Origin of the sequence: Pseudomonas sp. B15(2017) (genome assembly GCF_002113215.1) — a bacterium.
Classification (GTDB): domain Bacteria; phylum Pseudomonadota; class Gammaproteobacteria; order Pseudomonadales; family Pseudomonadaceae; genus Aquipseudomonas.
This window is the reverse complement of record NZ_NEJZ01000009.1, coordinates 104,509-129,856: the sequence shown is the minus strand read 5'-3', so window position 1 is coordinate 129,856 and position 25,348 is coordinate 104,509. Positions and strand designations below refer to the sequence as shown.

26 protein-coding genes are annotated in these 25,348 nt (G+C 61.7%); 13 read left to right on the top strand and 13 right to left on the bottom strand.

Features of this window, described 5'->3' with window-relative positions:
- Nucleotides 1-1,437 carry a cytochrome ubiquinol oxidase subunit I gene (locus tag CAF73_RS15185; RefSeq protein WP_085697555.1) on the bottom strand — a complete coding sequence of 479 codons (1,437 nt, stop codon included), beginning with the start codon at nt 1,435-1,437 and terminating at the stop codon, nt 1-3.
- A gap of 389 nt (nt 1,438-1,826) precedes the next feature.
- Here CAF73_RS15185 and CAF73_RS15180 point away from each other — a divergent pair, with 389 nt between their 5' ends.
- From CAF73_RS15180 to CAF73_RS15170, 3 genes are all read left to right on the top strand, one after another.
- On the top strand, nt 1,827-3,065 hold the full coding sequence (locus tag CAF73_RS15180) for an MFS transporter (RefSeq protein ID WP_085703147.1): 1,239 nt from the start codon (nt 1,827-1,829) through the stop codon (nt 3,063-3,065).
- Between the two features lie 107 nt (nt 3,066-3,172).
- Complete coding sequence (locus CAF73_RS15175) at nt 3,173-3,451, top strand: type II toxin-antitoxin system RelE/ParE family toxin (protein ID WP_085697557.1); 279 nt, start codon at nt 3,173-3,175, stop codon at nt 3,449-3,451.
- A gap of 14 nt (nt 3,452-3,465) precedes the next feature.
- On the top strand, nt 3,466-3,753 hold the full coding sequence (locus CAF73_RS15170; RefSeq protein WP_045121630.1) for a HigA family addiction module antitoxin: 288 nt from the start codon (nt 3,466-3,468) through the stop codon (nt 3,751-3,753).
- A 5-nt stretch (nt 3,754-3,758) separates the two neighbouring features.
- Here the strand turns inward: CAF73_RS15170 and CAF73_RS15165 are convergent, their stop codons facing one another.
- Nucleotides 3,759-4,310 (bottom strand): DJ-1 family glyoxalase III, encoded by a 552-nt coding sequence (locus CAF73_RS15165; RefSeq protein ID WP_085703196.1) that lies wholly within the window; start codon nt 4,308-4,310, stop codon nt 3,759-3,761.
- 67 nt (nt 4,311-4,377) lie between these two features.
- Complete coding sequence (locus tag CAF73_RS15160; RefSeq protein WP_085703146.1) at nt 4,378-4,827, bottom strand: DUF4879 domain-containing protein; 450 nt, start codon at nt 4,825-4,827, stop codon at nt 4,378-4,380.
- Between the two features lie 220 nt (nt 4,828-5,047).
- On the opposite strand from CAF73_RS15160, the gene CAF73_RS15155 reads away from it, so the two are divergent.
- Nucleotides 5,048-6,343: an NCS2 family permease gene (locus tag CAF73_RS15155; RefSeq protein ID WP_085697559.1), complete on the top strand. Its 1,296-nt coding sequence runs from the start codon at nt 5,048-5,050 to the stop codon at nt 6,341-6,343.
- On the top strand, nt 6,340-7,419 hold the full coding sequence (gene trmA, locus CAF73_RS15150) for a tRNA (uridine(54)-C5)-methyltransferase TrmA (protein WP_085703145.1): 1,080 nt from the start codon (nt 6,340-6,342) through the stop codon (nt 7,417-7,419). The genes CAF73_RS15155 and trmA overlap by 4 nt, the downstream gene beginning before the upstream one ends.
- A gap of 55 nt (nt 7,420-7,474) precedes the next feature.
- Here trmA and CAF73_RS15145 read toward each other — a convergent pair whose 3' ends face one another.
- Together CAF73_RS15145 and CAF73_RS15140 are read right to left on the bottom strand one after the other, a co-directional pair.
- Nucleotides 7,475-7,921, bottom strand: a complete 447-nt coding sequence (locus CAF73_RS15145) for a hypothetical protein (RefSeq protein ID WP_085703144.1) — start codon at nt 7,919-7,921, stop codon at nt 7,475-7,477.
- The gene (locus CAF73_RS15140; RefSeq protein ID WP_085703143.1) at nt 7,918-8,346 is read right to left on the bottom strand and encodes a DUF4160 domain-containing protein; all 429 of its coding nucleotides are present in this window, start codon (nt 8,344-8,346) and stop codon (nt 7,918-7,920) included. Before CAF73_RS15140 ends, CAF73_RS15145 begins: the two co-directional genes overlap by 4 nt.
- Nucleotides 8,347-8,549: 203 nt before the next feature.
- Here CAF73_RS15140 and CAF73_RS15135 point away from each other — a divergent pair, with 203 nt between their 5' ends.
- The 3 genes from CAF73_RS15135 (at nt 8,550) to CAF73_RS15125 (ending at nt 10,901) form a co-directional block, all read left to right on the top strand.
- Entirely contained in the window at nt 8,550-9,461 is a 912-nt protein-coding gene (locus CAF73_RS15135) for a LysR family transcriptional regulator (protein WP_085703142.1), read from the top strand.
- 139 nt (nt 9,462-9,600) lie between these two features.
- Nucleotides 9,601-10,050, top strand: a complete 450-nt coding sequence (gene aroQ / locus CAF73_RS15130; protein ID WP_064382130.1) for a type II 3-dehydroquinate dehydratase — start codon at nt 9,601-9,603, stop codon at nt 10,048-10,050.
- Complete coding sequence (locus CAF73_RS15125) at nt 10,047-10,901, top strand: shikimate dehydrogenase (RefSeq protein ID WP_085703141.1); 855 nt, start codon at nt 10,047-10,049, stop codon at nt 10,899-10,901. The genes aroQ and CAF73_RS15125 overlap by 4 nt, the downstream gene beginning before the upstream one ends.
- Nucleotides 10,902-11,018: 117 nt before the next feature.
- Here the strand turns inward: CAF73_RS15125 and CAF73_RS15120 are convergent, their stop codons facing one another.
- A complete protein-coding gene (locus CAF73_RS15120; protein ID WP_085703140.1) occupies nt 11,019-11,696 on the bottom strand; it encodes a TetR family transcriptional regulator in 678 nt (225 codons plus the stop codon).
- Nucleotides 11,697-11,798: 102 nt separating this feature from the next.
- Nucleotides 11,799-13,700 (bottom strand): 3-dehydroshikimate dehydratase QuiC, encoded by a 1,902-nt coding sequence (quiC, locus tag CAF73_RS15115; RefSeq protein ID WP_085703139.1) that lies wholly within the window; start codon nt 13,698-13,700, stop codon nt 11,799-11,801.
- 273 nt (nt 13,701-13,973) lie between these two features.
- On the opposite strand from quiC, the gene CAF73_RS15110 reads away from it, so the two are divergent.
- Nucleotides 13,974-15,311 (top strand): MFS transporter, encoded by a 1,338-nt coding sequence (locus CAF73_RS15110; protein WP_085687864.1) that lies wholly within the window; start codon nt 13,974-13,976, stop codon nt 15,309-15,311.
- A 109-nt stretch (nt 15,312-15,420) separates the two neighbouring features.
- Here CAF73_RS15110 and CAF73_RS15105 read toward each other — a convergent pair whose 3' ends face one another.
- The 3 genes from CAF73_RS15105 to CAF73_RS15095 all read right to left on the bottom strand — a co-directional run bounded on the left by CAF73_RS15105 (nt 15,421) and on the right by CAF73_RS15095 (nt 18,139).
- Entirely contained in the window at nt 15,421-16,299 is an 879-nt protein-coding gene (locus CAF73_RS15105; RefSeq protein WP_085703138.1) for a DMT family transporter, read from the bottom strand.
- A 66-nt stretch (nt 16,300-16,365) separates the two neighbouring features.
- A complete protein-coding gene (locus tag CAF73_RS15100) occupies nt 16,366-17,181 on the bottom strand; it encodes a sugar phosphate isomerase/epimerase (protein ID WP_085703137.1) in 816 nt (271 codons plus the stop codon).
- A gap of 181 nt (nt 17,182-17,362) precedes the next feature.
- The gene (locus CAF73_RS15095; RefSeq protein WP_085703136.1) at nt 17,363-18,139 is read right to left on the bottom strand and encodes an IclR family transcriptional regulator; all 777 of its coding nucleotides are present in this window, start codon (nt 18,137-18,139) and stop codon (nt 17,363-17,365) included.
- Between the two features lie 177 nt (nt 18,140-18,316).
- Here CAF73_RS15095 and CAF73_RS15090 point away from each other — a divergent pair, with 177 nt between their 5' ends.
- The 3 genes from CAF73_RS15090 to CAF73_RS15080 all read left to right on the top strand — a co-directional run bounded on the left by CAF73_RS15090 (nt 18,317) and on the right by CAF73_RS15080 (nt 22,039).
- Entirely contained in the window at nt 18,317-20,014 is a 1,698-nt protein-coding gene (locus CAF73_RS15090) for an FAD-dependent oxidoreductase (RefSeq protein ID WP_085703135.1), read from the top strand.
- A gap of 183 nt (nt 20,015-20,197) precedes the next feature.
- On the top strand, nt 20,198-21,085 hold the full coding sequence (locus tag CAF73_RS15085; RefSeq protein WP_085697571.1) for a neutral zinc metallopeptidase: 888 nt from the start codon (nt 20,198-20,200) through the stop codon (nt 21,083-21,085).
- Nucleotides 21,086-22,039, top strand: coding sequence for a hypothetical protein (locus CAF73_RS15080; RefSeq protein WP_085703134.1), 954 nt, complete (start codon nt 21,086-21,088; stop codon nt 22,037-22,039).
- 69 nt (nt 22,040-22,108) lie between these two features.
- On the opposite strand, the gene CAF73_RS15075 is transcribed toward CAF73_RS15080, so the two are convergent.
- The 3 genes from CAF73_RS15075 to CAF73_RS15065 form a co-directional block, all read right to left on the bottom strand.
- On the bottom strand, nt 22,109-22,702 hold the full coding sequence (locus CAF73_RS15075; RefSeq protein WP_085703133.1) for an HAD family hydrolase: 594 nt from the start codon (nt 22,700-22,702) through the stop codon (nt 22,109-22,111).
- Nucleotides 22,699-23,568, bottom strand: coding sequence for an acyl-CoA thioesterase II (gene tesB, locus CAF73_RS15070; protein WP_039771793.1), 870 nt, complete (start codon nt 23,566-23,568; stop codon nt 22,699-22,701). Before tesB ends, CAF73_RS15075 begins: the two co-directional genes overlap by 4 nt.
- Before the next feature lie 109 nt (nt 23,569-23,677).
- Nucleotides 23,678-24,247: a GNAT family N-acetyltransferase gene (locus tag CAF73_RS15065; protein WP_085703132.1), complete on the bottom strand. Its 570-nt coding sequence runs from the start codon at nt 24,245-24,247 to the stop codon at nt 23,678-23,680.
- Nucleotides 24,248-24,329: 82 nt separating this feature from the next.
- On the opposite strand from CAF73_RS15065, the gene CAF73_RS15060 reads away from it, so the two are divergent.
- Nucleotides 24,330-25,250 (top strand): histone deacetylase, encoded by a 921-nt coding sequence (locus CAF73_RS15060; RefSeq protein ID WP_085703131.1) that lies wholly within the window; start codon nt 24,330-24,332, stop codon nt 25,248-25,250.
- Nucleotides 25,251-25,348: the final 98 nt, after the last annotated feature.

The window sequence follows — 25,348 nt, the reverse complement described above, 5'->3', positions numbered from 1 at the left end:
TCAAATCTCCTTGGTCAGGCTGCGGTCGTGTTCGGCGCCATCGTCGTCGGCAGCGGACAACGGACGGGCCGGCGTGCGTTTCTGGCCAGGGCCACCTTCGTTGGTTTCCTTGCCTTCGTCGGTTTTCGGTCCTTTGCGCACGAGGCGCATCATGTAGCCCAGCCCCGCACCGAACAGCGCGAAATACACCACCACGAACATGATCAGCGTGATGCTCATCTGCATGAAGCTGTGGTTGGAGGACGCATCCGCCGTGCGCATCAGCCCGTAGACCACCCACGGCTGACGACCGATTTCAGTGGTGAACCAGCCCGCCAGGATCGCGATCAGGCCGGACGGCCCCATCCACAACGCCAGGTACAGGAACGGCCGCGACGTGTAGAGCGTGTCGCGCTTGCGCAGCCACAGGCTCCAGAGGCCGGTGAAGATCATCAGGAAACCGAGGCCGACCATGATCCGGAACGACCAGAACACGATGGTCGAATTCGGCCGGTCTTCAGGGGGGAATTCCTTGAGCGCCGGCACCTGCTTGTCCAGCGAGTGGGTCAGAATCAGGCTGCCGAGGTACGGGATCTCGACCGCGTATTTGGTTTTCTCTTCCTTCATGTCCGGCCAGCCGAACAGGATCAGCGGCGTCGCCTCGTTGCCGACGTTTTCCCAGTGGCCTTCGATCGCAGCGATTTTCGCCGGCTGGTGCTTAAGGGTGTTGAGGCCGTGGAAGTCACCGATGACCGCCTGGATCGGCGCAACGATCAACGCCATCCACATCGCCATCGACAACATGGTGCGAATCGCCGGGTTGTCCTTGCCGCGCAACAGGTGCCAGGCCGCCGAGGAGCCGACGAAGAACGCCGTGGCGACGAACGCGGCAGTCGCCATGTGCATCAGGCGATACGGGAACGAAGGGTTGAAAACGATTGCCAGCCAGTCGGTTGGAATGACCTGCCCGTTGACGATCTCGAAGCCCTGCGGGGTCTGCATCCAGCTGTTGGAAGCGAGAATCCAGAAGGTCGAAATCAACGTGCCGATGGCCACCATCACCGTGGAGAAAAAGTGCAGGCCGCGCCCGACCTTGTTCCAGCCGAACAGCATCACGCCGAGGAAACCGGCCTCGAGGAAGAACGCCGTGAGCACTTCATACGTCAGCAACGGCCCGGTAACGGAACCTGCGAAGTCCGAGAAGCGGCTCCAGTTGGTGCCGAACTGGTAGGCCATGACCAGGCCCGAGACCACGCCCATGCCGAAGTTGACGGCAAAGATCTTCGACCAGAAATGGTAGAGGTCACGGTAGGTGTCGTTGCGGGTTTTCAGCCACAGGCCTTCCAGCACCGCGAGATAGCTCGCAAGACCGATCGTGATCGCCGGGAACAGGATGTGGAACGAGATGGTGAACGCGAACTGAATTCGGGCGAGATCCAGGGCCTCTAAACCGAACATAAGCTTTCCTCTATCAGATAACGGTTCCAGGACTGGCGGCCTTGAACCACTGCCCCCACGGGTATGGAGTGCGGCGAACTCGGATTCGTTCTTCTTTTTACAGGCATCGCGACGCAGGGAGTCTGCCGACGGGTCCGCGATCATCTCCACGAAGGGTCTTGATCTGGATCAATCAACGTTGAAAGAGTAGTCCCATTTCCGACGGAGAACCGCGTGGTCTTTTGCCGCGTGACAAGTTGCCTCACAGCCCTGGCAACGCCGCGAAACATCCTTGGCCACGTACTCTCGGAAAAATCGATGTCTGGCTAACTAAATTTTCTGTCATAGCAACTTCCTGTTACAGACTGGTGATAATCTCGCGATTCCCCTCGATCAAGACCGGCCCGCAAATGCCCAGCCAAGAGCCCTTGCTGTTACGTCACCACCGTCCCTTTCTTGCTTTCTGGTTTGCCCGGATCTTCACCGCCAGCGGTTTTCAAATGCTCACCGTGGCGATCGGCTGGAACCTCTATCAACTGACCGGCAACGTGCTCGATCTGGGTCTGGTCGGGCTGGTGGAATTCGCTCCACGTGTATTGTTCATGCTGCACACCGGCCACGTTGCCGATCGCTACGACCGGCGCAAGGTCGCGGCGATCTGTCAGTCGTTGCAAGCCTTGATCGCTCTGGCACTGGCCATCGGCAGCGCCACCGACCATGTCACCCGGGAAATGATCTTTATCCTGGCGTTCCTGCTGGGCGCCGCGCGCTCCTTCGAAATGCCGACCACCCAGGCGCTGCTGCCGAGCATCGTGCCCGGCACGCTGTTCCCACGGGCCGTCGCCGCCGCGCAGTCGGCGCAGCAATCGGCCACCATCGTCGCCCCGGCGCTTGGCGGTCTGCTTTATGCCTTCGGCAGCGTTTGGGTCTATGGCCCCACCGTCGTTCTGTACGTCATCGCGTGTACCTTGATGCTCAACCTGCCCGCGCGGCAAACACCGCTGAACAAAGGCAAGGCGACACTGGATTCGTTGCTGGCGGGGATTCGCTTCATTCGCAGCCGCCCGGACATTCTCGGGGCGATTTCGCTGGACCTGTTCGCGGTGCTGCTCGGCGGTGCAACGGCCCTGTTGCCGGTGTTCGCCAAGGACATTCTGCTGACCGGGCCGTGGGGATTGGGATTGCTGCGCTCGGCGCCGGCGGTCGGGGCGTTGATGATGTCGTTGTTTCTGGCGCGGTTTGCCGTTGAACGCAACGTCGGTCGGGTGATGTTCACTGCCGTCGGCGTATTCGGTGTCGCCACCATCGCGTTCGGTCTGTCGACTTCGTTCTGGTTCTCGTTGACGGTGCTGGTGGTGCTCGGCGCGGCGGACATGATCAGCATGGTGATCCGCGCCTCGTTCGTGCAACTGGAAACCCCGGATGAAATGCGCGGCCGGGTCAGCGCCGTGAACGGCCTGTTCATCGGTGCCTCGAACCAACTGGGCGAATTCGAATCCGGCCTCACCGCCCACTGGTTCGGCACCGTACCGGCAGTGGTGATGGGCGGGATCGGTACGCTGGTGGTAACCGGGACCTGGATCAAACTGTTCCCGACCCTGGCCAACCGCGACCGAATGCATGTGCCGGTGGAAGAGGTGAAGGCTTAGCTGCACCGCTGCCACCTGCGGAATAAACCCGCCAAGCATAATCAGCTCGAAAAGATGCGGTACATAGATACCGCATTGAGTGTAATGTATCGCCTTACACTCGCTTCATGATCAAATCCTTTCAGCACAAAGGCCTTCGCGGCTTCTATGAAACCGGTTCGACTCGCGGGATTCGTGCCGATCACGCTAAACGGCTGTCGCGCATGCTGCAGTTCATGGATCGGGCCGCCGTTCCGGGGGATCTGGATCTTCCCGGTTGGCGTCTGCATCCACTGAAAGGGGAGCTTTGCGAATACTGGTCACTCAGTGTGTCCGGGAACTGGCGGGTTATCTTTCGATTTGCAGGGTCGGATATCGAACTGGTTGATTATCTGGATTACCACTGACAGGAGGCAGGCTCATGCCCATGCACAACCCGCCACACCCCGGTGAAACACTGCTGATGGATGTATTGCCGGAGCTTGGTATCAGCGTCACCGAATTGGCTCGGCATCTTGGATTCGCTCGTCCCCACCTTTCTCGTGTCCTGCACGGGCATGCGCCGATCAGCCCGGATCTGGCCGTCCGTCTGGAACGCGCGGGGATTGGCAAGGCTCGTATGTGGCTAGGCGTTCAAACCGATTACGACCTTTGGCAAGCCGAGCACCGTGAGCAGCCAGCCATTCAACCAATCGCTGCTCACGCCTGACGCTCTCAGGCCAATAACTCCCCCGCCACCTTCGCTCTGACGGCCTTGCCCGCCAGTTGCTCGACCAGTGTCAGGGCGAACGCCAGTGCTGCGCCGGAACCCTGGGCGGTGATGCAATTGCCGTCGACCACCACCGGTTGATCGACAAACGTGCAACCGGAGAGGTTATGGCTGGTGGCGGGCAGGCAGGTCATGCGGCGTTGACGCAATACACCGAAGCTTTGCAGCGCGATCGCCGGGGCTTCGGCGATCGCGGCGAACAGGCGTCCGGCGCTGGCTTGATCCTTGAGCAATTGTTGCAAGGGCTGGTGGGCGGCAAGGTGTTGTGCGCCGACCGCGCCACCGGGCAGGACGATCAGGTCGAAGGTCTGGGCCAGCACATCAATGAGCATGCCGTCGGCAGTCAGGCGCGTGCCTCGGGCACAGGTCAGCATGCGCCGGCCCTCGATGCTGGCCGCCACCACTTCGACGCCAGCGCGGCGCAGCACGTCGATCAGGGTTACGCATTGCAGATCATCGATGCCCTCGGCGAGGGTAATCAGGGCTCTAAAGGTCATGGGCGCCATCCGCTGGGTGATCTTTAAAGCGTAGTCAGCTTTGCCCTGCCTTGGTCGGCGACAGCCGTTACTTGATGTAAAGCTGGGTCGACATCGTGTTGCGCGGGGCGTTGATCGACGTGTTGCTGAAGGTAAAGGTGCCTTCCTGACGGGCTGCCAGATCGAAGGTGTACAGCGAACCGACGGTTTTCGCACCTGGCGTACATTCGGTCAGGTTGCCGTTATCAAAAGCACAGACCGGGCTCCGGGTGCCGTTCACTTCGAAACCGTCCAGCGCTGCCTGAGGCTGGCTCTGGCCGTAGCCGATTTCCAGCACATAGACCTTGATGCCCGGCGCGCTGTGATCGCAACGGGTCTGCACCTGGCCATCGGTAATGTCTTCGAGCCCGCAGGACAACGACTGAACCTTGATGACTTTCACCTCGCTCAATGGCGGCGCCGATGCCGCAAGTGCCGCCGATGCAGCGGCCAGCAGCAAGGCCATCAATCCAGCGCTCTTCATCCAACCCTTGGTCATGCGATCCATCCCCGAAAAAACAGCGCGCAGTATGGCGTACTTGGCCGTGGTGCAAAACTTCGCCGACGATCGACACCAACATCCGCCATCTTCCTCACGCTGCTGGTATGATGCGCGGCTTTTTCCGGCCCACCACAATTTTCCAGGCGCTTGCGACGGTCTGTGCTTTGCTGTTGAGGTCGATACATTCACGGCGCCACGCGCGCCACGGGGAGCAGACATGCTGGAAAGGCTGTTTCAACTCAAGGCACACAACACCAACGTGCGGACCGAGATTCTGGCGGGCGTCACGACCTTCCTGGCCATGGCCTACATTCTGTTCGTCAACCCGAGCATCCTCGGCGAGACCGGCATGGACAAAGGCGCGGTGTTCGTCGCCACGTGTCTGGCAGCCGCCATCGGCTCCACGGTCATGGGCCTGATCGCCAACTACCCGATCGCCCTTGCGCCAGGCATGGGTCTGAACGCCTTCTTTACCTACACCGTCGTGCTGCACATGGGCCATACCTGGCAAGTGGCGCTGGGCGCGGTGTTCATTTCGGCCGTGTGCTTCTTCCTGCTGTCGATCTTCCGCATCCGTGAATGGATCATCAACAGCATTCCGCTGCCTCTGCGTTCAGCGATTGCCGCCGGTATCGGCCTGTTCCTGGCGCTGATCGCCCTGCACAACGCCGGCATCGTGGTCGGCAACCCGGCGACCATGGTCGGCCTCGGTGACCTGAAACAACCGGCCCCGATCCTCGCCACCCTCGGTTTTGCCCTGATCGTTGCCCTTGAAGCGCTGAAAGTGCGCGGCGCGGTGCTGATCGGCATTCTGGTGGTGACCATCGTCTCGATCGTAATGGGCTTCACCCCGTTCGGCGGCGTGACTTCGATGCCACCTTCGCTGGCCCCGACGTTCCTGCAACTGGACATCAAGGGTGCGCTGGACATCGGTCTGGTCAGCGTGATTTTCGCCTTCCTGTTTGTCGACCTGTTCGACAACTCCGGCACCCTGATCGGTGTCGCCAAGCGCGCCGGCCTGATGGGCAAGGACGGCCACATGCCGAAGATGGGCCGTGCGCTGATCGCCGACAGTACCGCTGCGATGGCCGGCTCGCTGCTGGGCACCTCGACCACCACCAGCTACATCGAATCCGCTGCGGGCGTGAGTGCCGGCGGCCGCACCGGCCTGACTGCTATCGTCGTCGCGATCCTGTTCCTGCTGGCGCTGTTCTTCTCGCCACTGGCCGCCAGCGTACCGGCGTTTGCCACCGCGCCGGCGCTGCTGTTCGTCGCCGTGCTGATGACTTCGGGCCTGGCGGAAATAGACTGGGAAGACATCACCGTCGCCGCGCCGGTCGTGGTCACCGCCCTGGCGATGCCTTTCACCTATTCCATCGCCAACGGCATCGCCTTCGGCTTCATCGCCTGGACTGCGATCAAACTGCTGTCCGGCCGCGCCCGTGAGCTGAACCCGGCGCTGGTGATCCTGTCGATTCTGTTCGTGATCAAGCTGGGTTGGTTCAACGCATGACTTTTGATTCCCAGGCCTACGCCGCACAACTCGAAGACAAGGTCACGCGCCTGCGTGACCTGCTGGCCCCGTTCGATGCGCCGGAGCCAGCGGTGTTCGATTCGCCGCTGCAGAACTTCCGCCTGCGCGCCGAATTCCGCCTGTGGCGCGAGGGCGGTGAGCGGCATTACGCGATGTTTTCCCAGGACGACAAACGCACGCCGATCCTCATCGAAGAGTTCCCGATCGCCAGCCTGCGCATCAACCAGTTGATGCCGCAATTGAAAGCGGCCTGGCAGGCCAGTGCAGCGCTGAGCCACAAGCTGTTTCAGGTGGAGTTTCTGACCACCCTGGCCGGCGACGCGATGATCACCCTGTGCTACCACCGTCCACTGGACGAACACTGGCACGCGGCGGCCACCAAGCTGTCGGCAGACCTGGGCGTCAGTATCATCGGTCGCTCCAAGGGCAAGCGCGAAGTGCTCGGCCTCGATTACGTGGTCGAGAAACTCGACGTCGGCGGTCGCACGTTCAGCTATCGCCAGCCGGAAGGTGCGTTCACCCAGCCCAACGGCACCGTGAATCAGAAAATGCTCAACTGGGCATATGAAGCACTGGGCGATCGCAGCGACGATCTGCTGGAGCTATATTGCGGCAACGGCAACTTCACACTGCCGCTGGCAACACGCGTGCGCAAAGTGCTGGCCACCGAAATCAGCAAGACCTCGGTCAACGCTGCGTTGAGTAACCTGGCTGAAAACGCTGTGGACAACGTTACGCTGGTGCGCCTGTCCGCCGAAGAGCTGACCGAAGCCCTGAACGAAGTTCGTCCGTTCCGTCGCCTGCACGGCATCGACCTGAAAAGCTACGAGTTCGGCAGCGTGTTCGTCGACCCGCCACGGGCCGGCATGGATCCGGACACCTGCGAGCTGACCCGTCGCTTCGACAACATCCTGTACATCTCCTGCAACCCGGAGACCCTGGCGGCCAACATCGCCCAGTTGCACGACACGCACCGCATCACTCGCTGCGCGCTGTTCGACCAGTTCCCGTGGACCCACCACATGGAATCCGGCGTGCTGTTGACCCGGCGTTGATCGCAGGTGCCAGAAACAAGAAAGCCGTCCTGACCGACGGCTTTTTTGTGCCTGTTCATGGCACGGGATCGGCTTTGCGCGGGCGCCCGCCCTTCCTGCCGTTGGCCCGTGCGGCTTCAGCTTTCGCGGTGCTGCTCTGGCGGCCATTACGGGAGGCGATCACCGAGGCGGCCATGGCCATCAATGGCTGACTGGCGGAGATCATGCCGGCGATGGAAACCTGCAGGTCCTTGCCGTCGTGGCAAAGGGCGGTGCCGGCGAAGCCTACGTTCAACCCGCTGAAGTCTTCGGGTTCGAAATCATCGAATTCACGGTAGAGATTCACTGGCAGCAGCACGCCACTGTCGTCCTCGAAGCGAATCACCAGACACGGTTTCTCAAAGGCCACCGACACGGCTTGCAGGCTGCTGCGTCGGCGCACGCCACCACGGTCGACCGCTTCGTCCAGACGTTTTTCGGTGACGGGCCGATCCGCGTGCAGCGTGGCTTTGACTGTTTTCATAATTCTATTTCCACTCCTTCGTTGGCGCCGACCAGGGCCAACAGGGTTTTGTTGACCTCAGCCTCGTAATGCGCCGATCCGATCCTGAAACTCGTGCTGGTGACCTCCCGCAGCACCGCCACCTGATTCGACTGCCCGTCCCACCACTGATTGTCGAGGCAGGCGGTGCGCAATCGAGTCCACCAGATCCAGCGCGCCCGCCGCAGATGATCGGTTTCACGCAGCGACTGGCGCAGCCCTTCAAGCAGGCTGACCGGCGGTCGATGCGACAACGGCACCACATCCCACAGTTCAACGCCGTTGTGCCAGAAACTGAATTTGAAGCGGGCGCTCCAGGCGCCTGCATCCACATGTGCGTGGGGCGGACAATGTTCGTCACGCAACATGATCACCACTGACAGTCCTTTGTAACTGCATACCTTCATGCTAACCCATCCGTTAGGTTTAAAAGTTTCAACACTTGCCATTCCCTGGCAAATCCGACCACCGGCGCCCAGGCCTGCGGCAGCCACTACCTTTCGAGCCTAGTGCGGGAGCCGCAAAAGCCCCGCGCAAAATGGTAAGCAGTTCTTTCGCAGCGACCGCGTATTTGCTACATACGAAGACTCATTCCCCGGTGTAATCAATCATGCAGCGACACTTCGACGATCTTCAGCTGGGCAGCATCGAGTTGTTTTGCCTGGCCGCCGAGTGCGGCAGTTTCACCGGTGCGGCGCAGGCGGCTTCGGTGACGCCGGCAGCGGTGAGCCGCTCGGTATCACGCATGGAAGAACGCCTGGGCGTGCGGTTGTTCGCGCGCACCACCCGCAGCGTAAAACTGACCGACAGCGGCCGGCGCTATTACGAAGAATGCCGTCAGGCGCTGGCGCAACTGGTGGAGGCGCAACGGGAAGTCATGGGCCGACAGCAGGAACCGTCCGGCACCCTGCGTATCAGTATTCCTACGACCTATGCCCATCACCGGATCCTGCCGCTGCTGCCTGCCTTTCGTGCGCGATTCCCGCAGGTGAAAGTCGACATGCACATCAGCAATCGCAACATCGACTTCGTCGGCGAGGGTTACGACATGGCGATCCGTGTGCGTGCGATTCCAGACTCAGGCCTGATCGCCCGCCATCTGGAAGACGCGGCGCTGGTGATGGTCGCCAGCCCCGACTACCTGAAACGTGCCGGCACGCCGCAGACCCTCGAAGACCTCGAACAGCACGAGTGCATCCAGTACGAACTGCCCAGCAGCGGGCGGCGGATCACCTGGCTGTTTTACGACGAAGACGCGCCACGGGAAATCCTCGCCGAGGGCAATTTCTGCTGCTCGGACGATGTGCTCGGTGGCGTGACCCTGGCCAGGCACGGTGCCGGGTTGTTCCAGACCTATCGCTTTATCGTCGAAAAGGAACTGGCTGACGGCTCGCTGATTGAAGTGCTCAAACCCTACAGCGGACGCTCGCGCCCATTCACCTTGCTGTACCCGCAGAATCGCCACATGCCGCTGCGTGTCAGGGCTTTCATCGATTTTCTGGTCGAGCAGTTGCCGAACTGAATCTCGCCTGTGTGCGATCACCGCACACAAAACCGGGCTGTCGATGCAGAGCAATTGATTAAAGTAACCATCTAGTACAATTTAACTCCACAGGTCGAAAACTCGGCCCAAGCCAAAAACAATAAGTGGAGTTTGCCTCATGCCCCCTATCGTTCTGGTGCTCAACGGCCCGAACCTGAACCTGCTCGGCACCCGTGAACCGGCGACCTACGGTCACGAAACCCTGGCCGACATCTCAGCCCTGTGCGGGCGCGCCGCTGAAGAGTTCGGCCTGGCCGTGGAGTTTCGCCAGACCAACCACGAAGGCGAACTGCTCGACTGGATTCACGGCGCCCGCCAGCGCTGCGCCGGCATCGTCATCAACCCGGCCGCCTGGACACACACTTCGGTCGCGATCCGCGACGCCCTGGTTGCCAGCGAATTGCCGGTGATCGAAGTGCACCTGTCCAACGTCCACGCCCGCGAGCCGTTCCGTCATCACTCGTTCGTCTCGGCCATCGCCACGGCGGTGATGTGCGGCTTCGGCAGCCACGGCTATCGCCTGGCCCTGGAACATTTCAGCCAGCGGCTGAAGGGGCGATCCGCATGAATCGCAACAACGTGATACTCGCCGGACTGATCGGCGCCGGCATCCAGGCCTCCCGCACCCCGGCCCTGCATGAGCATGAGGGCGACGAACAGGGCCTGCGTTACCTGTACCGGCTGATCGATCTCGATCAACTGCAACTGGACAGCAACGCCCTGCCCGACCTGCTGCTGGCCGCCGAGCGGATGAACTACACCGGGCTGAACATCACCTTCCCTTGCAAGCAGGCAATCATCCCGCTGCTCGATGAATTGTCCCCGGAAGCCCGAGGCATCGGTGCCGTGAACACGGTGGTGCTGAAGGACGGCAAACGTGTCGGCCACAACACCGATTGCCTGGGTTTCGCCGAAGGTTTTCGTCGCGGACTGCCAGACGTCGCCCGCGAACGTGTAGTCCAGATGGGCGCTGGTGGCGCAGGCGCGGCAGTGGCTCACGCCTTGTTGAGCGAAGGCGTACAGCAACTGAGCATTTTTGATGTGGACATGGAGCGCGCCGAATGTCTGGCCGACAACCTCAACCAGCATTTGGGTGCCGGTCGGGCGGTTGCCGGGCTTGATCTGGCGAGCACGTTGAGTCGGGCCGACGGCCTGGTAAACACCACGCCGATGGGCATGGCCAAATTACCCGGCATGCCCGTGCCGGCGGCATTGTTGCGACCCGAGTTGTGGGTAGCGGAGATCGTGTATTTCCCGCTGGAAACCGAACTGCTGCGCAACGCCCGCGCCCTGGGTTGCCGAACCCTGGATGGCGGCAACATGGCGGTGTTTCAGGCAGTGAAGGCGTTTGAGTTGTTCAGCGGCAGGGTGCCGGATGCGCAACGGATGCTCGCGCATTTTCAAAGCATGAAAGGTTGAATCGCACCTCTGCTCCCTGTGGGAGCGAGCTTGCTCGCGAACGCTTACCGTCAGCCAATAAATGTGCTGTCTGACACACCGCTTTCGCGAGCAAGCTCGCTCCCACAAAGGGCGCCGTCACGCCTGCAAGTAGCGCAGTACCGATTCGCAAATCATCTCGCGATGACGCTGCTTGATGCTTTCGTCCGGCAGGTCGATCTGAAAGATCTCACCGAACGTGTGACGGTTCGACACGCGATAGAAGCAGAACGAACTGATCAACAGATGCACGTCCAGCGCGTCGAGCCCGGCGCGGAAAACCCCTTCTTCAGCACCACGGCGCAGAATCTCCCCCAGGGAATCGAGGATGGTGTTGTTCATCGCCTTGATCGCGTCGGAACGCTTCACGTACTCGGCGTTGTGGATGTTTTCGATGCTGACGATCCGCACGAAATCGACGTTGCGATCGTGGTGATCGAAGGTGAATTCCACCAGGCGCCGGATCGCCTCCACCGGCTGCAGCTCGGCCAAGTGCAGGCGGTTTTCGGTGTTGCGGATATCGCCGTAGAGCTTCTCCAGCACCTCGACATACAACTGCTCCTTGCTGCCGAAGTAGTAATAGATCATGCGTTTGGAGGTGTGGATGCGCTCGGCGATCGCGTCCACGCGAGCACCGGACAGCCCCTGCTGGACGAACTCGACGATCGCCTCCTGGAGGATGTTCTCGCGGGTTTTTTCCGGGTTGTTCTTGCGACTCTTGCGCGGCTCTACCGCTGATGAAACGGGGGCTGCGGAAAGTTCTGAAGTCATTGTCATTGCGGGCTCACGGCCATCACTGCACAGGCTGGCGATTATGGGCCGCGCGGCACAGTGAAGGAAGCCGCGCGACCCGGGTTTAATCCCGCGTTTACGAATTTCCTACAACTTCGCCTGGCGAACTGCGCCACTGCGTGATTTGGCCATCGCCGCCAACCGCACCGCAACGTTGGCCGCGCCGTAACCGGCATAACCGTTCTTGCGCTGGATGATCTCGAAGAAGAAGCGCCCTTCGAACGGCTCGGTATAGACGTGAAACAACTCGCCACCCTGAGCGTCGCGGTCATACAGCACGTTGTAGTACGCCAGCTCGCTGAGGAATTCGTCATCGAAATCGAAACGCGCCGCGAGGTCGTCGTAATAGTTCAGCGGGATGTCCAGCAGCGGCACCCCCGCCTCTTTCGCCCGGCTGACTTCGGCGAAGATATCGTCGCAATCGAAGGCGATGTGATGCACCCCGGAGCCGCGATAACTCGACAGCGCGTGTGAGATCGCCGTGTTGCGGTTCTCGGAAATGTTCAGCGGCAGACGGATCGAACTGTCGCGGCTGCGCAGCGCGCGACTCTTCACCAGCCCGTACGGATCCGGCAGCACCACTTCGTCATCGGCCTCGAAATCCAGCAGGCTCTTGTAGAACAGCACCCAACTGTCGAGGCTGTCTGCAGGCAGCGCCATGGCCATGTGATCGATGCGCTTGAGGCCGCCACGCGCCACTGCATCCGGCAGCAGATTGAAGTCGGTGCCATAGACATCCGCCTCCTGATCCACCAGATAAATCAGGCTGCCGTCCGGCGCACGCACCGCCGCCAGTTCCAGCTCGTTGGGGCCGACCAGTCCGCGATATGGCTGACCTTTATAGGCGACAGCGCGGGCCAGCGCGCTGGCGCTGTCCTTGACCCGCACGGCAGTGGCACACAGCGACGGGCCGTGGGCCTCGAAAAAACTGTGGCCGAACGAATAGGGTTCGGAGTTGAGGATCAGGTTGATATCGCCCTGACGCAACAGGCTGACGCTCTTGGAGCGATGCTGGCCGGCCTTGACGAAACCCAGCCGTTCCAGCCAGTTCGACAGCTTGGCGCCGAGGGCTTCGTCGACGGCGAACTCCAGAAACTCGATGCCGTTGTATTCGCTGGCCTTCGGCGTTTCGAAGAGGATTTCGCGGTTATCCACAGGACGGATTTCCTGCTCCAGACGCTGGCGGGTTTTCTCCTCCAGGTACAGCAGCGAACGCAGACCGTCGGCCGCATTGGCCCGAGGCGGCGCGGCACGGAAGCCGTCGTTGAAGATTTCCAGCGACAGCGGCCCGGTGTAGCCGCTCTGGATGATGGGTGCGAGGAAGCCCGGCAGATCAAACTCGCCCTGCCCCGGAAAGCAGCGGAAATGCCGGCTCCACTCCAGTACGTCCATCGCCAGGATCGGCGCGTCGGCCATTTGCACGAAGAAAATCCTGTTGCCGGGAATCTCGGCAATCGCCCGCGGATCGCCCTTGAGCGACAGTGTGTGGAAACTGTCGAGCAACACGCCGAGGGCCGGATGATCAGCCTGACGCACGATGTCCCAGACCTGTTGATAAGTGTTCACATGACGGCCCCAGGCCAGCGCTTCATAACCGATGCGCAGACCACGAGCGCCGGCGCGCTCGGCCAGCAGACGCAGGTCGTCGATGAGGATCTGTTGATCGCCGATACTGTCGGGGGAGGCATTGCTGCAGACCAGCACCAGGTCGGTGCCCAGTTCCTGCATCAGGTCGAACTTGCGCTCGGCCCGCTCCAGATTTCGCTCCAGACGATCGCGGCGGCAGCCTTCGAAATCGCGGAACGGCTGGAACAGGGTGATGGCGATTCCAAGGTCGGCGCACATCTGCCGGATTTCCCGGGGACTGCCGTCGTAATACAGAAGATCGTTCTCGAAAATCTCCACCCCGTCGAACCCGGCGGCGGCAATGGCTTCGAGCTTTTCCGGCAGGGTTCCGCTCAAGGAGACGGTGGCAATGGATCGCTGCATGTTTCAACTCCCGGTGGAGACGTCGGCTACGGAAATTGCGCCGCTTTTATAGAGTGAGCGAATTATTGGTCCCGGTTTTTCATTGAGCAATTTAAACTGTACTAGCCGGTTAGTTTTGCGTGCGATTATCGAACACAATGCCGGTTTGGCGAATTGACGATTTTTCGTCCACTGCCCAACATCCGTCTCACCTTGAGTCCGGAACTGAACCACCGGTCGCAGCGTGCACAACAAAAGCACACCAAATAACAAATCCAAAAACGGGTGGAACACATGATTCCTTCACAGACTTCCCGCATGGCTCCGGCCATGAGCACTGCCACGGGTGGCATCGGCGACAAGATCCGCGGCGCCATGGCCGTCGGCAAGACCCGTTGGGGCATGCTGGCGCTGGTGTTTTTCGCCACCACCCTGAACTACATCGACCGCGCCGCCCTCGGCGTCATGCAGCCGATCCTCGCCAAGGAAATGAGCTGGACGGCGATGGACTACGCCAACATCAACTTCTGGTTTCAGGTCGGCTACGCGATCGGCTTCGTGCTGCAGGGAAGGCTGATCGACCGGGTCGGCGTCAAACGCGTGTTCTTCTGCGCGGTGCTGCTCTGGAGCCTGGCCACCGGCGCCCATGGTCTGGCGACCTCGGCGGTGGGCTTCATGGTCTGCCGGTTCATCCTAGGCCTGACCGAAGCGGCCAACTACCCGGCCTGCGTGAAGACCACGCGCCTGTGGTTCCCGGCCGGCGAGCGCGCCGTGGCCACCGGCATCTTCAACGCCGGTACCAACGTCGGCGCGATGTTCACCCCGATGCTGCTGCCGCTGATCCTTCACGTGTGGGGCTGGCAGGCCGCGTTCCTGTGCATGTCGGCACTGGGCGGGATCTGGCTGCTGTTCTGGGGCCTGAAGTATTTCAACCCTGAAGATCACCCGAGCGTGAAGCAGTCGGAGCTGGACTACATTCAGAAAGAAGTCGAACCGGAACAGGCCCGCGTACCGTTCTCGCGAATCCTGCGCATGCGCGGCACCTGGGCCTTCGCCCTCGCCTACGCGCTGACCGCGCCGGTGTTCTGGTTCTACCTGTACTGGCTGCCGCCATTTCTCAATCAGCAATACAACCTGGGCATCAACGTCACCCAGATGGGCATTCCGCTGATCATCATTTACGTCACCGCTGACTTCGGCAGCGTGGGCGGCGGGATTCTGTCTTCGTTCCTGATCGGTCGCGGCATGAACTCGATCAAGGCGCGGCTGCTGTCGATGTTCCTGTTCGCCTGCTGCATCATCGGCGTGGTGATGGCTGCCGGATCCGCCAACCTGTGGATCGCCGTCGCCGCCATCTCCCTGGCCATCGGCGCGCATCAGGCCTGGACTGCCAACATCTGGAGCCTGGTGATGGACTACACGCCCAAGCACATGATGAGCACCGTCTTCGGTTTCGGCGGCATGTGCGCGGCGATCGGCGGGATGTTCATGACCCAGATCGTCGGCCACATCCTGACCGTCACCAACAACAACTACACCGTGTTGTTCACCCTGATCCCGGCGATGTACTTCATTGCCCTGACCTGGATGTACTTCGTGGCACCGCGCAAGATTCCTACCGTTACCGAGTAACCTGCCCTTCCTTGTGGGAGCGAGCTTGCTCGCGAATGCGGACTGACATTCAGCACTGACGTTGAATGACACACCGCCTTCGTGAGCAAGCTCACTCCCACAGTGTTTTTCAGCGCCGGCTCTGCTGCCACGCTGCCGCCAGTCCGCTGCAACAGATCACCGCAATCCCGATCACCGTCATCAGGGTCGGCGTGTGCGCAAACAGCAACCAGCCCAACAACCCCGCGAACACGATCTGGCAATAACCGAACGGTGCCAGCAACGCCGGCGCGGCATGGCGGAACGCCTGGGTCAGAAACAGGTGTGCGGTCATCCCGCAACTGCCCAGCGCCAGCATCAACAATCCGTGCCCCAGGCTTGGCACCTGCCAGAAGAACGGCACCAGCGCACTCATCACCAGCGTGTTGCACAACCCGGCGAAAAAATTACTGGTGGTCGGGCTGTCGACTTCCGAGAGTTTGCGGGTGAGCAACTGATAGAAGCAGAAAAACAGCGCCGAACAGAACGGCAAGAGAATCGCCGGAGTAAACAAGTCACCGCCCGGATGGACGATGATCAGCACACCGATGAACCCGCACACCACCGCGATCCACTGACCGCCCGTCACCCGTTCCTTGAGCAGCGGTACCGACAGCGCCGTCACCAGCACCGGCGCAAGAAAGTTGACTGCCGTAGCCTCGGCCAGCGGGATGTACAGCAACGCCGTGGTGAAAAACAGGCTGGTGCCCAACAGGCACAACGCCCGCGCCAACTGCCATAACGGGCGTTTGGTGCGCAGCACACGCAGCCCGGACTGCGGCAGGAAAATTCCCGCCATCAGCAGCGTGTGCACCAGATACCGCGCCCACACCACCATGACGATCGGATAAAAACCCGAAAGGTATTTCGACAGCGCGTCGTGGCTGGAGAACAGGAAGGTTGCCACGACAATCAGCAAGATCCCCTTGAAGGGTTGGTTGACACCGGAAAGCGGAGTGCTGACGGTCATTGGCTCTCTCTGAATAAAAAATAAACGGTGACGAGGACGCAGTTGCCCTCGCCCCTTGAAGCAGACTTAAAGCCGGGCCAACAATTCCCGCGTCCGGTCGATTGCCATTTGCGCCCGCTGCAAACCACTCACGCCTTGCTCCAGCAATTTGACCGTAGGAATTTCCAGGCTCAGGGGAAGGTTAGCCGCAAGACTGTGCAACAAGCCGATCAAGTCACAATCGCCCTCGCCGGGAAACCGTCGTTCATGGCGGGCCTGACGCAAGATCTCGGCCATGTCCGTCGGCCTCGGCCCGGCCACATCGCACAACTGTGCATAGCGCAGCCGCGAGACCGGCACACCGGCCAGATCTTCCAGCCGCGATCCGGAACGGTCGAAGTGAAACGCATCGATCAGCACCGCCCCATTTTCGCGCCCGGCATTGTCGACGATGCGCAACGCCTGTTCGAGATTGCGCGTATCGGTCCAGGGCATGAACTCCAGATGCGGATGCAAACCGTACGGCGCCGCCAGATCGCAGAGTGCCGCAAAATGATCGGTGAGCCGTTGTTCGTCGGGATCGTTGCCGGCGACCAGCAACTCGCTGGCACCGAACTCCGCGCCGACGCTGAGCAGCTTCTCGAAATCCGCGACCACTGTCTGCGGTTTCAAACGCAGGATTTCCACGTCGAGCACGCCAATTCCGGTGTCACGCAAACGCGCCAGCGTCTGACGCCGCAAATCGCCGTCGGCTACCAGCGCGAAGTGATATTCCTCTGGCGTCGCCGGCTCCAGACGCAGACCGACATGGCTGTACCCGGCACGGGCGGCGACCTCGACCATCTCGGGTGGCGAGAGCTCCAGCACGGTCAGGCTGGCCAGGGACAGAATTCGCTCGCTCATGGCCGCGCCTCGGCCAACTCGGGTGACGTAGCGGAGCGAATGCCGATTCGAAGGGGCGAGTTCAAGGGGCGATCCTCTTGTGATTGTTGTGGGAAAAGTCACTCCCGCAACAATTTAGAACCCGGTTCCAGATTCTCCCACCCGCCCGACTGAAAAGTGGGCGAACAGCGCACAACATTGTTTAAACGAACAACTCCGACGCCAGGCTGGCCGCCGACAACTCCTCGGTAAACGTCAGCAACAGCGGCGCCAGTTCATGCAACCGCGCCCCCGGCATTCGGGCGCTCGGCCCGGCGATACTGAGCACGCCAATCACCCGGCCATCGGCGGGATGTTTCACCACGGCGGCAATTGCCGAAGTGCCCACCGCCGAACTTTCCTCTACACAGGCATAGCCCTGTTCCCGGGCGACGCGCAGGCGTTCGAGCAGTTCAATATTGGAGCGCGGCGCATTGGGCCCGATATCCGCCGGCACTTCCGCACCCTGGCGCTCGACCAGCGACAACGCTTCGGCGTCGCTCATGCACGCCAGCCATGCATGGCCCGACGCGGTGTAAAACAGCGGCGCATCGCGGCCCATGTCCGGGTCGTAACGCAGGCCGATACGGGCGCCCTGGGCCTTGGCGATCCAGGTCTGGCGCTCGCCGTCGATCACCCCCAGGCGCACCAGTTCACCGGTTTCCTGAGCCAGGCGATCGAGCACTGGTTGCACAATGTCGGCCCCGCTGCTGGACAGGTACTGAAAGCCCATCGCAACCAGTTTGGTCGACAGGTGATAACGCAACGTCTCCTGGTTCTGCCGCACGTAACCCAGACGGATCAGCTCGGCGAGCAGGCGGTGCGTCGCGCTCTTCGGAATGTCCAGTTGATCGGCCAGTGCCTGCATCGGCAACCCGCGCGGATCACTGGTAAGGCTTTCCAGCACGCTGAAAACCCGTTCGATTTGACTGCCGGCCATGGTGCGCTCTCGGTGAAATTTCGCCGATTCTAGAAGACATCCCGAGGAATGCGAAATCTGGAACCCGGCGTCCGATAACCGCCCACTTTGCGCGTCAGTCGGTTGATCTGCTTCGCCCGCGCTGGTTATTTTCTGGAACCTGATTCTAAAAATAATTGATTACTGGAGCCTTTCCTGATGCCTGCCCTTCCCGATATCGACTGCGACGTTCTGGTGGTTGGCTCCGGCGCCGCCGGTTTGTCGGCCGCCGTGACCGCCGCCTGGCATGGCTTGAAGGTCATCGTGGTGGAAAAGGATCCGGTGTTCGGCGGCGCCACCGCGTGGTCTGGCGGCTGGGCGTGGGTGCCGTGCAATCCGCTGGCCCGTCGCGCCGGGATCGTGGAAGACGTGGAATTGCCGCGCACTTACCTACGCCACGAACTCGGCGAGCACTACGACCCGGCCATGATCGACGCCTTCCTTGAAGCCGGCCCACGCATGGTGGCGTTCTTCGAACAGCACACCGCGCTGCAATTCGCCGACGGCAACGCCATCGCCGACATCCACGGCGAAACTCCGGGCGCCGGTACCGGTGGACGTTCGGTAATTGCGGCACCCTATGACGGACGAAAGGCCGGACGCCTGCTCAAGCGTCTTCGTACAACGATGCGCGAAACTTCGTTCATGGGCATGCCGATCATGGCGGGGGCGGATCTGTCGGCGTTTCTCAATCTGACTCGCTCGTTGTCGGCGGCCTGGCACGTGACCCGACGCTTCACCCGCCATCTGCTGGACCTGGCGCTGCACGGCCGGGCGATGCAATTGGTCAACGGCGTGGCGCTGGTGGCGCGGCTGGCGAAATCCGCCGAAGACCTCGGCGTACTGCTGTGGGAATCGGCGCCGGTAACCGAACTGCTGCGCGACGAATCACGCATCACCGGCGCTCGTGTGAACACCGCGAAAGGCCCGGTCAATGTCCATACCCGCAAAGCCGTGGTGCTCGCCGCGGGCGGATTTGCCAATGACGTCGAGCGGCGCAAAGCGCTGTTTCCCCGCACGCCCACCGGCCATGAACATTGGGCGTTGCCTCCGCTGGCAGTCAATGGCGATGGCCTGCGACTGGGTGAAACCGTCGGAGGCCGGGTCAACACCGATGTGGCCTCACCAGTGGCCTGGGCGCCCGTCTCGCAAGTGCCGCATTCCGACGGCAGCATCGGCCATTTCCCACACATCATCGAACGCGGCAAACCGGGGATCATCGGCGTACTGCGCAACGGCCAGCGCTTCGTCAACGAAGCCAACGGCTATTACGACTATGTCAGCGCCATGGTCGCCGCCGCCCCCGAAGGTGAAGAGGTTGCGTCCTGGCTGATCTGCACCCGCGCCTTCCAGCGTCGCTACGGGCTCGGCATGTCTCGGCCGTTTCCGGTTCCGGTGTCAGGCTTTATCCGCAGCGGCTATCTGAAAACCGGAAATACCCTTGACGAATTGGCCACTGCTTGCGGCATCGATCCGGATGGATTACGCGCCACTCTCCATGACTACAACCACCATGCCCGTCACGGCGAAGATCCGCTGTTCGGTCGCGGTTCGACCCCGTACAACCGCAAACAGGGCGACCTGGCGCAAAAACCCAACCCGTGCGTGGCGCCTATCGAACAAGGCCCGTTCTACGCGGTGAAGGTGCAGCCGGGCTGCTTCGGCACCTTCGCCGGGCTCAAGATCAATCCGCACGCGCAAGTGCTCGACGCCAATGACCAACCTATCGCGGGGCTTTACGCGGCGGGTGGCGACATGGCCAGCATCATGGGCGGGCATTACCCGGCGGGCGGGATCAACCTCGGCCCGGCCCTGACTTTCGGTTACGTCGCAGCCCGGCACATGGCGGGCACCTGACCCGGCGAAAGAAAACCGCCGGCGAATTGAATTCCCGGCGCCCGCGCTCGTCAATAACAGGCCCGACCTCGTCACCCCGAGGCCGGGCCTTTGTGCGTGTGTGCGAATAGACGGACGACCGGACTGGCGCCACACTCACACACCAGCAACACTCATCACCACGATCAGACAGAGGATTCCCACATGCTATGGAAAAAAGGCCGACGCAGTGACAACGTCGTCGATGCCCGTGGCGATGACATGGGCGGTGGCGGCGGCATGCGCTTCGGCGGTGGCAAGGGGCTGAGCCTCGGGGCGATTCTGCTGATCGTCGGTATCGGCTGGATCACCGGGCAAGACCCGCTGCAGATCCTCGGCCAGCTCACCGGGCAGATGACCGAACAATCGGCCCCCACTTCGCAAACCCGTCAGGCACCGCCGGCCAACGATGAACAGGCCGAATTCGTGCGCTCGATCCTCGGCGACACCGAAGACACCTGGGGCGCGATCTTCCAGCAGGCTGGCCGGCAATATAAGGACCCGACTCTGGTGCTGTTCAGCAACCGGGTCAATTCCGCCTGTGGTCTGGCGACCTCGGCCACTGGCCCGTTCTATTGCCCGGCGGACCAGAAGGTCTATCTGGACATGACGTTCTTCCAGGAGATGGCCCAGCGCTTCAAGGCCGCCGGCGACTTCGCCCAGGCCTACGTGATCGCTCACGAAGTCGGACACCATGTGCAGACGCTTCTCGGCGTCTCGGCAAAAATTCAGACAGCCCGCCAGCAAGGTCGGCAGATGGAAGGTGACGGCGGTCTGCTGGTCCGTCAGGAACTGCAGGCCGATTGCCTGGCCGGAGTCTGGGCCTACAACGCTCAAAAGCGTTTGAACTGGCTGGAACCGGGCGACATCGAAGAGGCCTTGAACGCGGCGAACGCCATCGGTGATGATCGCCTGCAGCAACAGGGTCAGGGCCGTGTGGTGCCGGACTCGTTTACTCACGGTACGTCGGCGCAAAGGGTGCGCTGGTTCAAAACCGGATTCGCCCAGGGCCAGGTCGGCCAGTGCGATACCTTTGCGGCGAAAAACCTGTAAATGCATAAATGGCTGTTGGCTTTACTGTTCATCGGCGGCACCGCCCAGGCGGCCGGCGTCGACGCAATCAGTCCCGGGCGCCTGCAATTGCAGGCCGGCGAAATGGCGGTGGGCATCGGCCCGGCGCCGGCCAAAATCGAGCGCGTGCTGATCGTCATTCATGGCCGTCTGCGCAACGCCGAGACCTATCGCAAAAGCGGTGAAATCGCGGCGGAACTGGCCGGGCAAACCGCCAACACCCTGGTAATCGCCCCGCAGTTTCTCAACGAAAGCGATGTGTCGCTCTACTCGTTACCCGCCAGCGTGCTGCGCTGGCAAGGCAACGACTGGATGGGCGGCGGATTATCCACAGGGCCGAAACCGCTGAGCTCCTACGCTGCACTGGACGAAATCGTCGGGCGGCTGAGCGATCGCAAGCAGTTTCCGGACGTGAAGCAGATCGTGATCTTCGGTCATTCCGGTGGCGCGCAGGTGGTGCAGCGTTATGCACTGCTGGCCCAGGAACAACCGGCGCTCAAGGCCGAAGGCATTCGCTTGCGTTACGTGGTGGCCAACCCGTCGTCTTACGCGTACTTCAATGAGCAACGCCCGGTGGCCTTCGATCATGCGAAGTGTCCGGGTTTCAACCGCTGGAAGTACGGTCTGATGGATCCGCCGATCTATTCGGGTGGGCAAACGCCCGCGCAGCTTGAAGGCCGTTACGTCAAACGCGAGGTGATTTATCTGCTGGGCCAGCAGGACACCGACCCGCAACACCCGGCGCTGGACAAAAGCTGCGCCGCCAAAGCCCAGGGGGCTTATCGACTGGAGCGCGGCAAGCTGTTTTTCGGTTACTTGCTGCGTCGTCACCCTGAAGGGGTCAATCAGCGCCTGATCGAAGTGCCCGGCGTCGGGCATGACGGCAACGGCATGCTGACCTCGCCGGAAGGCCAGAAAGCCCTATTCGAGCAATAGTCTGGTGTGGCTTGATCTGGCCCCATCGCCGGCAAGCCAGCGATGGGACCCGCTCCGACAATCCATGAATCAAGCGAACAACATCCGCCGCAACTCGACACAATCCTTCGCATGCCAGTCCGTCAACTCCGGCCACGGATTGTCCGGCAGGTTCACCAGCACCGTGTGGGTGCCCGCCGCCCGGCCGCAATCAAGATCAAACCGGTAATCACCGACCATCACCATCTCGCTCGCCGACACTTGCCAGGCATCGGCCAGTTTCAGCAGGCCCTCGGGATGCGGTTTTGGCTGTGCTTCATCGCGGCCGAGCACATCCTCCACCGCGAAGCAGTCGGCCAGGCCGATGGCCTCCAGCGTCACATGGGCCAGCTCCCGCGCATTGCGGGTCAGGACGCCGAGACGATAACCGCGCGCGTGCAGGTCGCGCACCAGTTCCACCGCACCGTCTGCCGGGGTCGAGCCGAGCGCCAGATCGCGCTCATGTTCCAGCAGCCAAGCGTGTTTCGCCGCCGCTTCATCGGCGGGCAGCGCCGCGAGGTGGGTGAGGATGTCGTCCTCCGGCGGGATCGAAAGCGCCACGCGGATCGCCGCGAAGTCGTGCACGGCGACGGTCAGGGTGCCGTCCATGTCGAACACCCAGTGCCGCACATCCGCCAGGTTCATGCCCAGTCCTTGCGATGACGGATCAGGCCTTCCTGCGTCACCGACGCCACCAGTTGCCCGGCGCGGTTGAACACGCTGCCACGGGAGAACCCGCGAGAGTTGCCGGCCCACGGGCTGTCCATGGCGTAGAGCAACCAGTCATCGGCACGCAGATCATTGTGGAACCACAGCGCGTGGTCGAGGCTGGCGACCTGCATGTCTTTCTGCCAGACCGATTTGCCGTGGGGCAGCATCGAGGTGGTCAGCAGACCGAAGTCCGAGGCATAAGCCAGCAAATATTTGTGCAGCGCCGGGATGTCGGCCAATGCGCCGTCGGCACGGAACCACACGTATTTGATCGGATCCGCCGGTTGCGGGTTGTACGGATCTTTTTCGGTGACCGGGCGCACTTCGATCGGTTTCGGGCACAGCAGCTTTTCGCGCATGTGCTCCGGGATCAGGTGCGCGCGTTGCTGGGTCAGTTCCAGCTCCGACGGCAGGTTTTCCGGGCCGACCACTTGCGGCATCTGGCTCTGGTGTTCAAAGCCTTCTTCGTCGTACTGGAACGACGCGCTGCAGGTGAAAATCGGGTGGCCCTTCTGGATCGCGGTCACCCGGCGGGTGCTGAAACTGCCGCCGTCACGCACGCGGTCAACCGAGTAGACCACCGGCAACTTGGCATCGCCCGGACGCAGGAAATAACCGTGCATCGAATGCACATGACGCGCTTCTTCAACGGTCTGACTGGCCGCCGACAGCGACTGGCCGAGCACCTGGCCGCCGAACAACTGGCGAAAGCCCAGATCCTGGCTGCGACCACGGAACAGATTTTCCTCGATCGGTTCGAGGGTCAGCAGATCCACCAGATCTTCCAACACTTGGCTCATTCAGACTCTCCTCACACAAAGCAATGCCGCGCAGTCTTGGCTGCGGCGGGGGATTCAGGTTCTGGCCCGGCCCCTCAGGGTGCCGGCCATTGTAAACGTCCGCGCCTGCTTATCCATGCAAGGTTTCCAGCCACTGCTCCCTCGTGATGCGGTACAACACATGCCGCCGTAACGGGTGACCGTCCGCGAGACGCGGGTGGTCGAAATCATCCTGCGGGGCGTGGTGCATGCCGATCGCCTGCATGACTTTCTGCGACGGCAGATTGGTCTCGCTGGTGAACGACACCACTTCATCCAGCGCCACCCGGTCAAAGCCGCAACGCAGAGCGGTCCAGGCCGCTTCGCTGGCATAACCCAGGCCCCAGTGTTCCTTGGCCAGGCGCCAGCCGATTTCCACCGCCGGGGTGAACGGCGCATCGAAGCCGACCACGCCGAGCCCGGTAAAACCGATGAACTCGCCAGTGTCCTTGCGCTCCAGCGCCCACAGGCCATAACCGTGTTCGGCAAAATGCCCGCGCACCCGACCGATCAGCGCGGCGCTTTCCAGCCGGCTCAAGGGCGCGGGGAAGTAGCGCATCACCTGCGGGTCGGCGCACATCGCCGCAAACGCCGGCAAATCCTCGTCCTGCCATTGGCGCATCAACAGCCTTGCGCTTTCCAGCTCCAGTATCGGTTCCATCCTGCCCCTCCGCTTGATGCCGCCAGTCTACATCGCTGTTAGGCTTTGCACTCTTTCCTGCAGCCTCTATGAATAGTCCACCATGCCGTTGCCGCTGATCTACCACGAAGACTACAGCCCGGAATTTCCGGCGGATCACCGCTTCCCCATGGACAAGTTCCGCCTGCTGCGCGATCACCTGGTGGACAGCGGCCTCACCCGCGATGAAGACCTGCTGCGCCCTGAACTGTGCCCGGCCGACATTCTCGCCCTGGCCCATGACCGCAGTTATATCGAACGCTACATGAGCGGCGAGTTGTCTCGCGAGGACCAGCGGCGCCTCGGCCTGCCATGGAACGAAGCCCTGGCCCGACGCACGGTGCGGGCCGTCGGCGGTTCGATTCTGGCGGCCGAGAAAGCGCTGGAACATGGTCTGGCCTGTCACCTGGCCGGCGGCACCCATCACGCCCATTACGACTACCCCGCCGGCTTCTGCATCTTCAATGACCTGGCGATCATCAGCCACTACCTGCTGCAAAGCGGCCGGGTGAACCGGGTGCTGATCTTCGACTGCGACGTGCATCAGGGCGACGGCACTGCGCGGATTCTGCACGACACCCCGGAAGCGATCACCGTTTCCCTGCATTGCGAAAAGAACTTTCCTGCACGCAAGGCCGAAAGCGACTGGGACATTCCGCTGCCCAACGGCATGGGCGACGCCGATTACCTGAAAGTGGTCGACGATGCGCTCAACTACCTGCTGCCGCTGTATCAACCGGATCTGGTGCTGTATGACGCCGGCGTCGACGTGCACAAGGACGACGCCCTCGGTTACCTGCAACTGACCGACGAAGGCGTTGCCGCCCGCGATGAAAGCGTGATGCGCCATTGCCTGGGCCGCGACATCCCGGTGGTCGGAGTGATCGGCGGCGGTTACAGCAAGGATCGCCACGCCCTGGCCCGCCGCCACGGCATCCTGCATCACAGTGCGCAGCGCGTCTGGCAGTCATCGGGTTGTCATTGAGTTGTGCTGCGTTACCCACAATGGCTGTGGAACGGCCTGTGGATAACCTGAGCGAAAGGGACTACAGCCCAAGCTGAACATGGCCTGCAGCGCGCTGG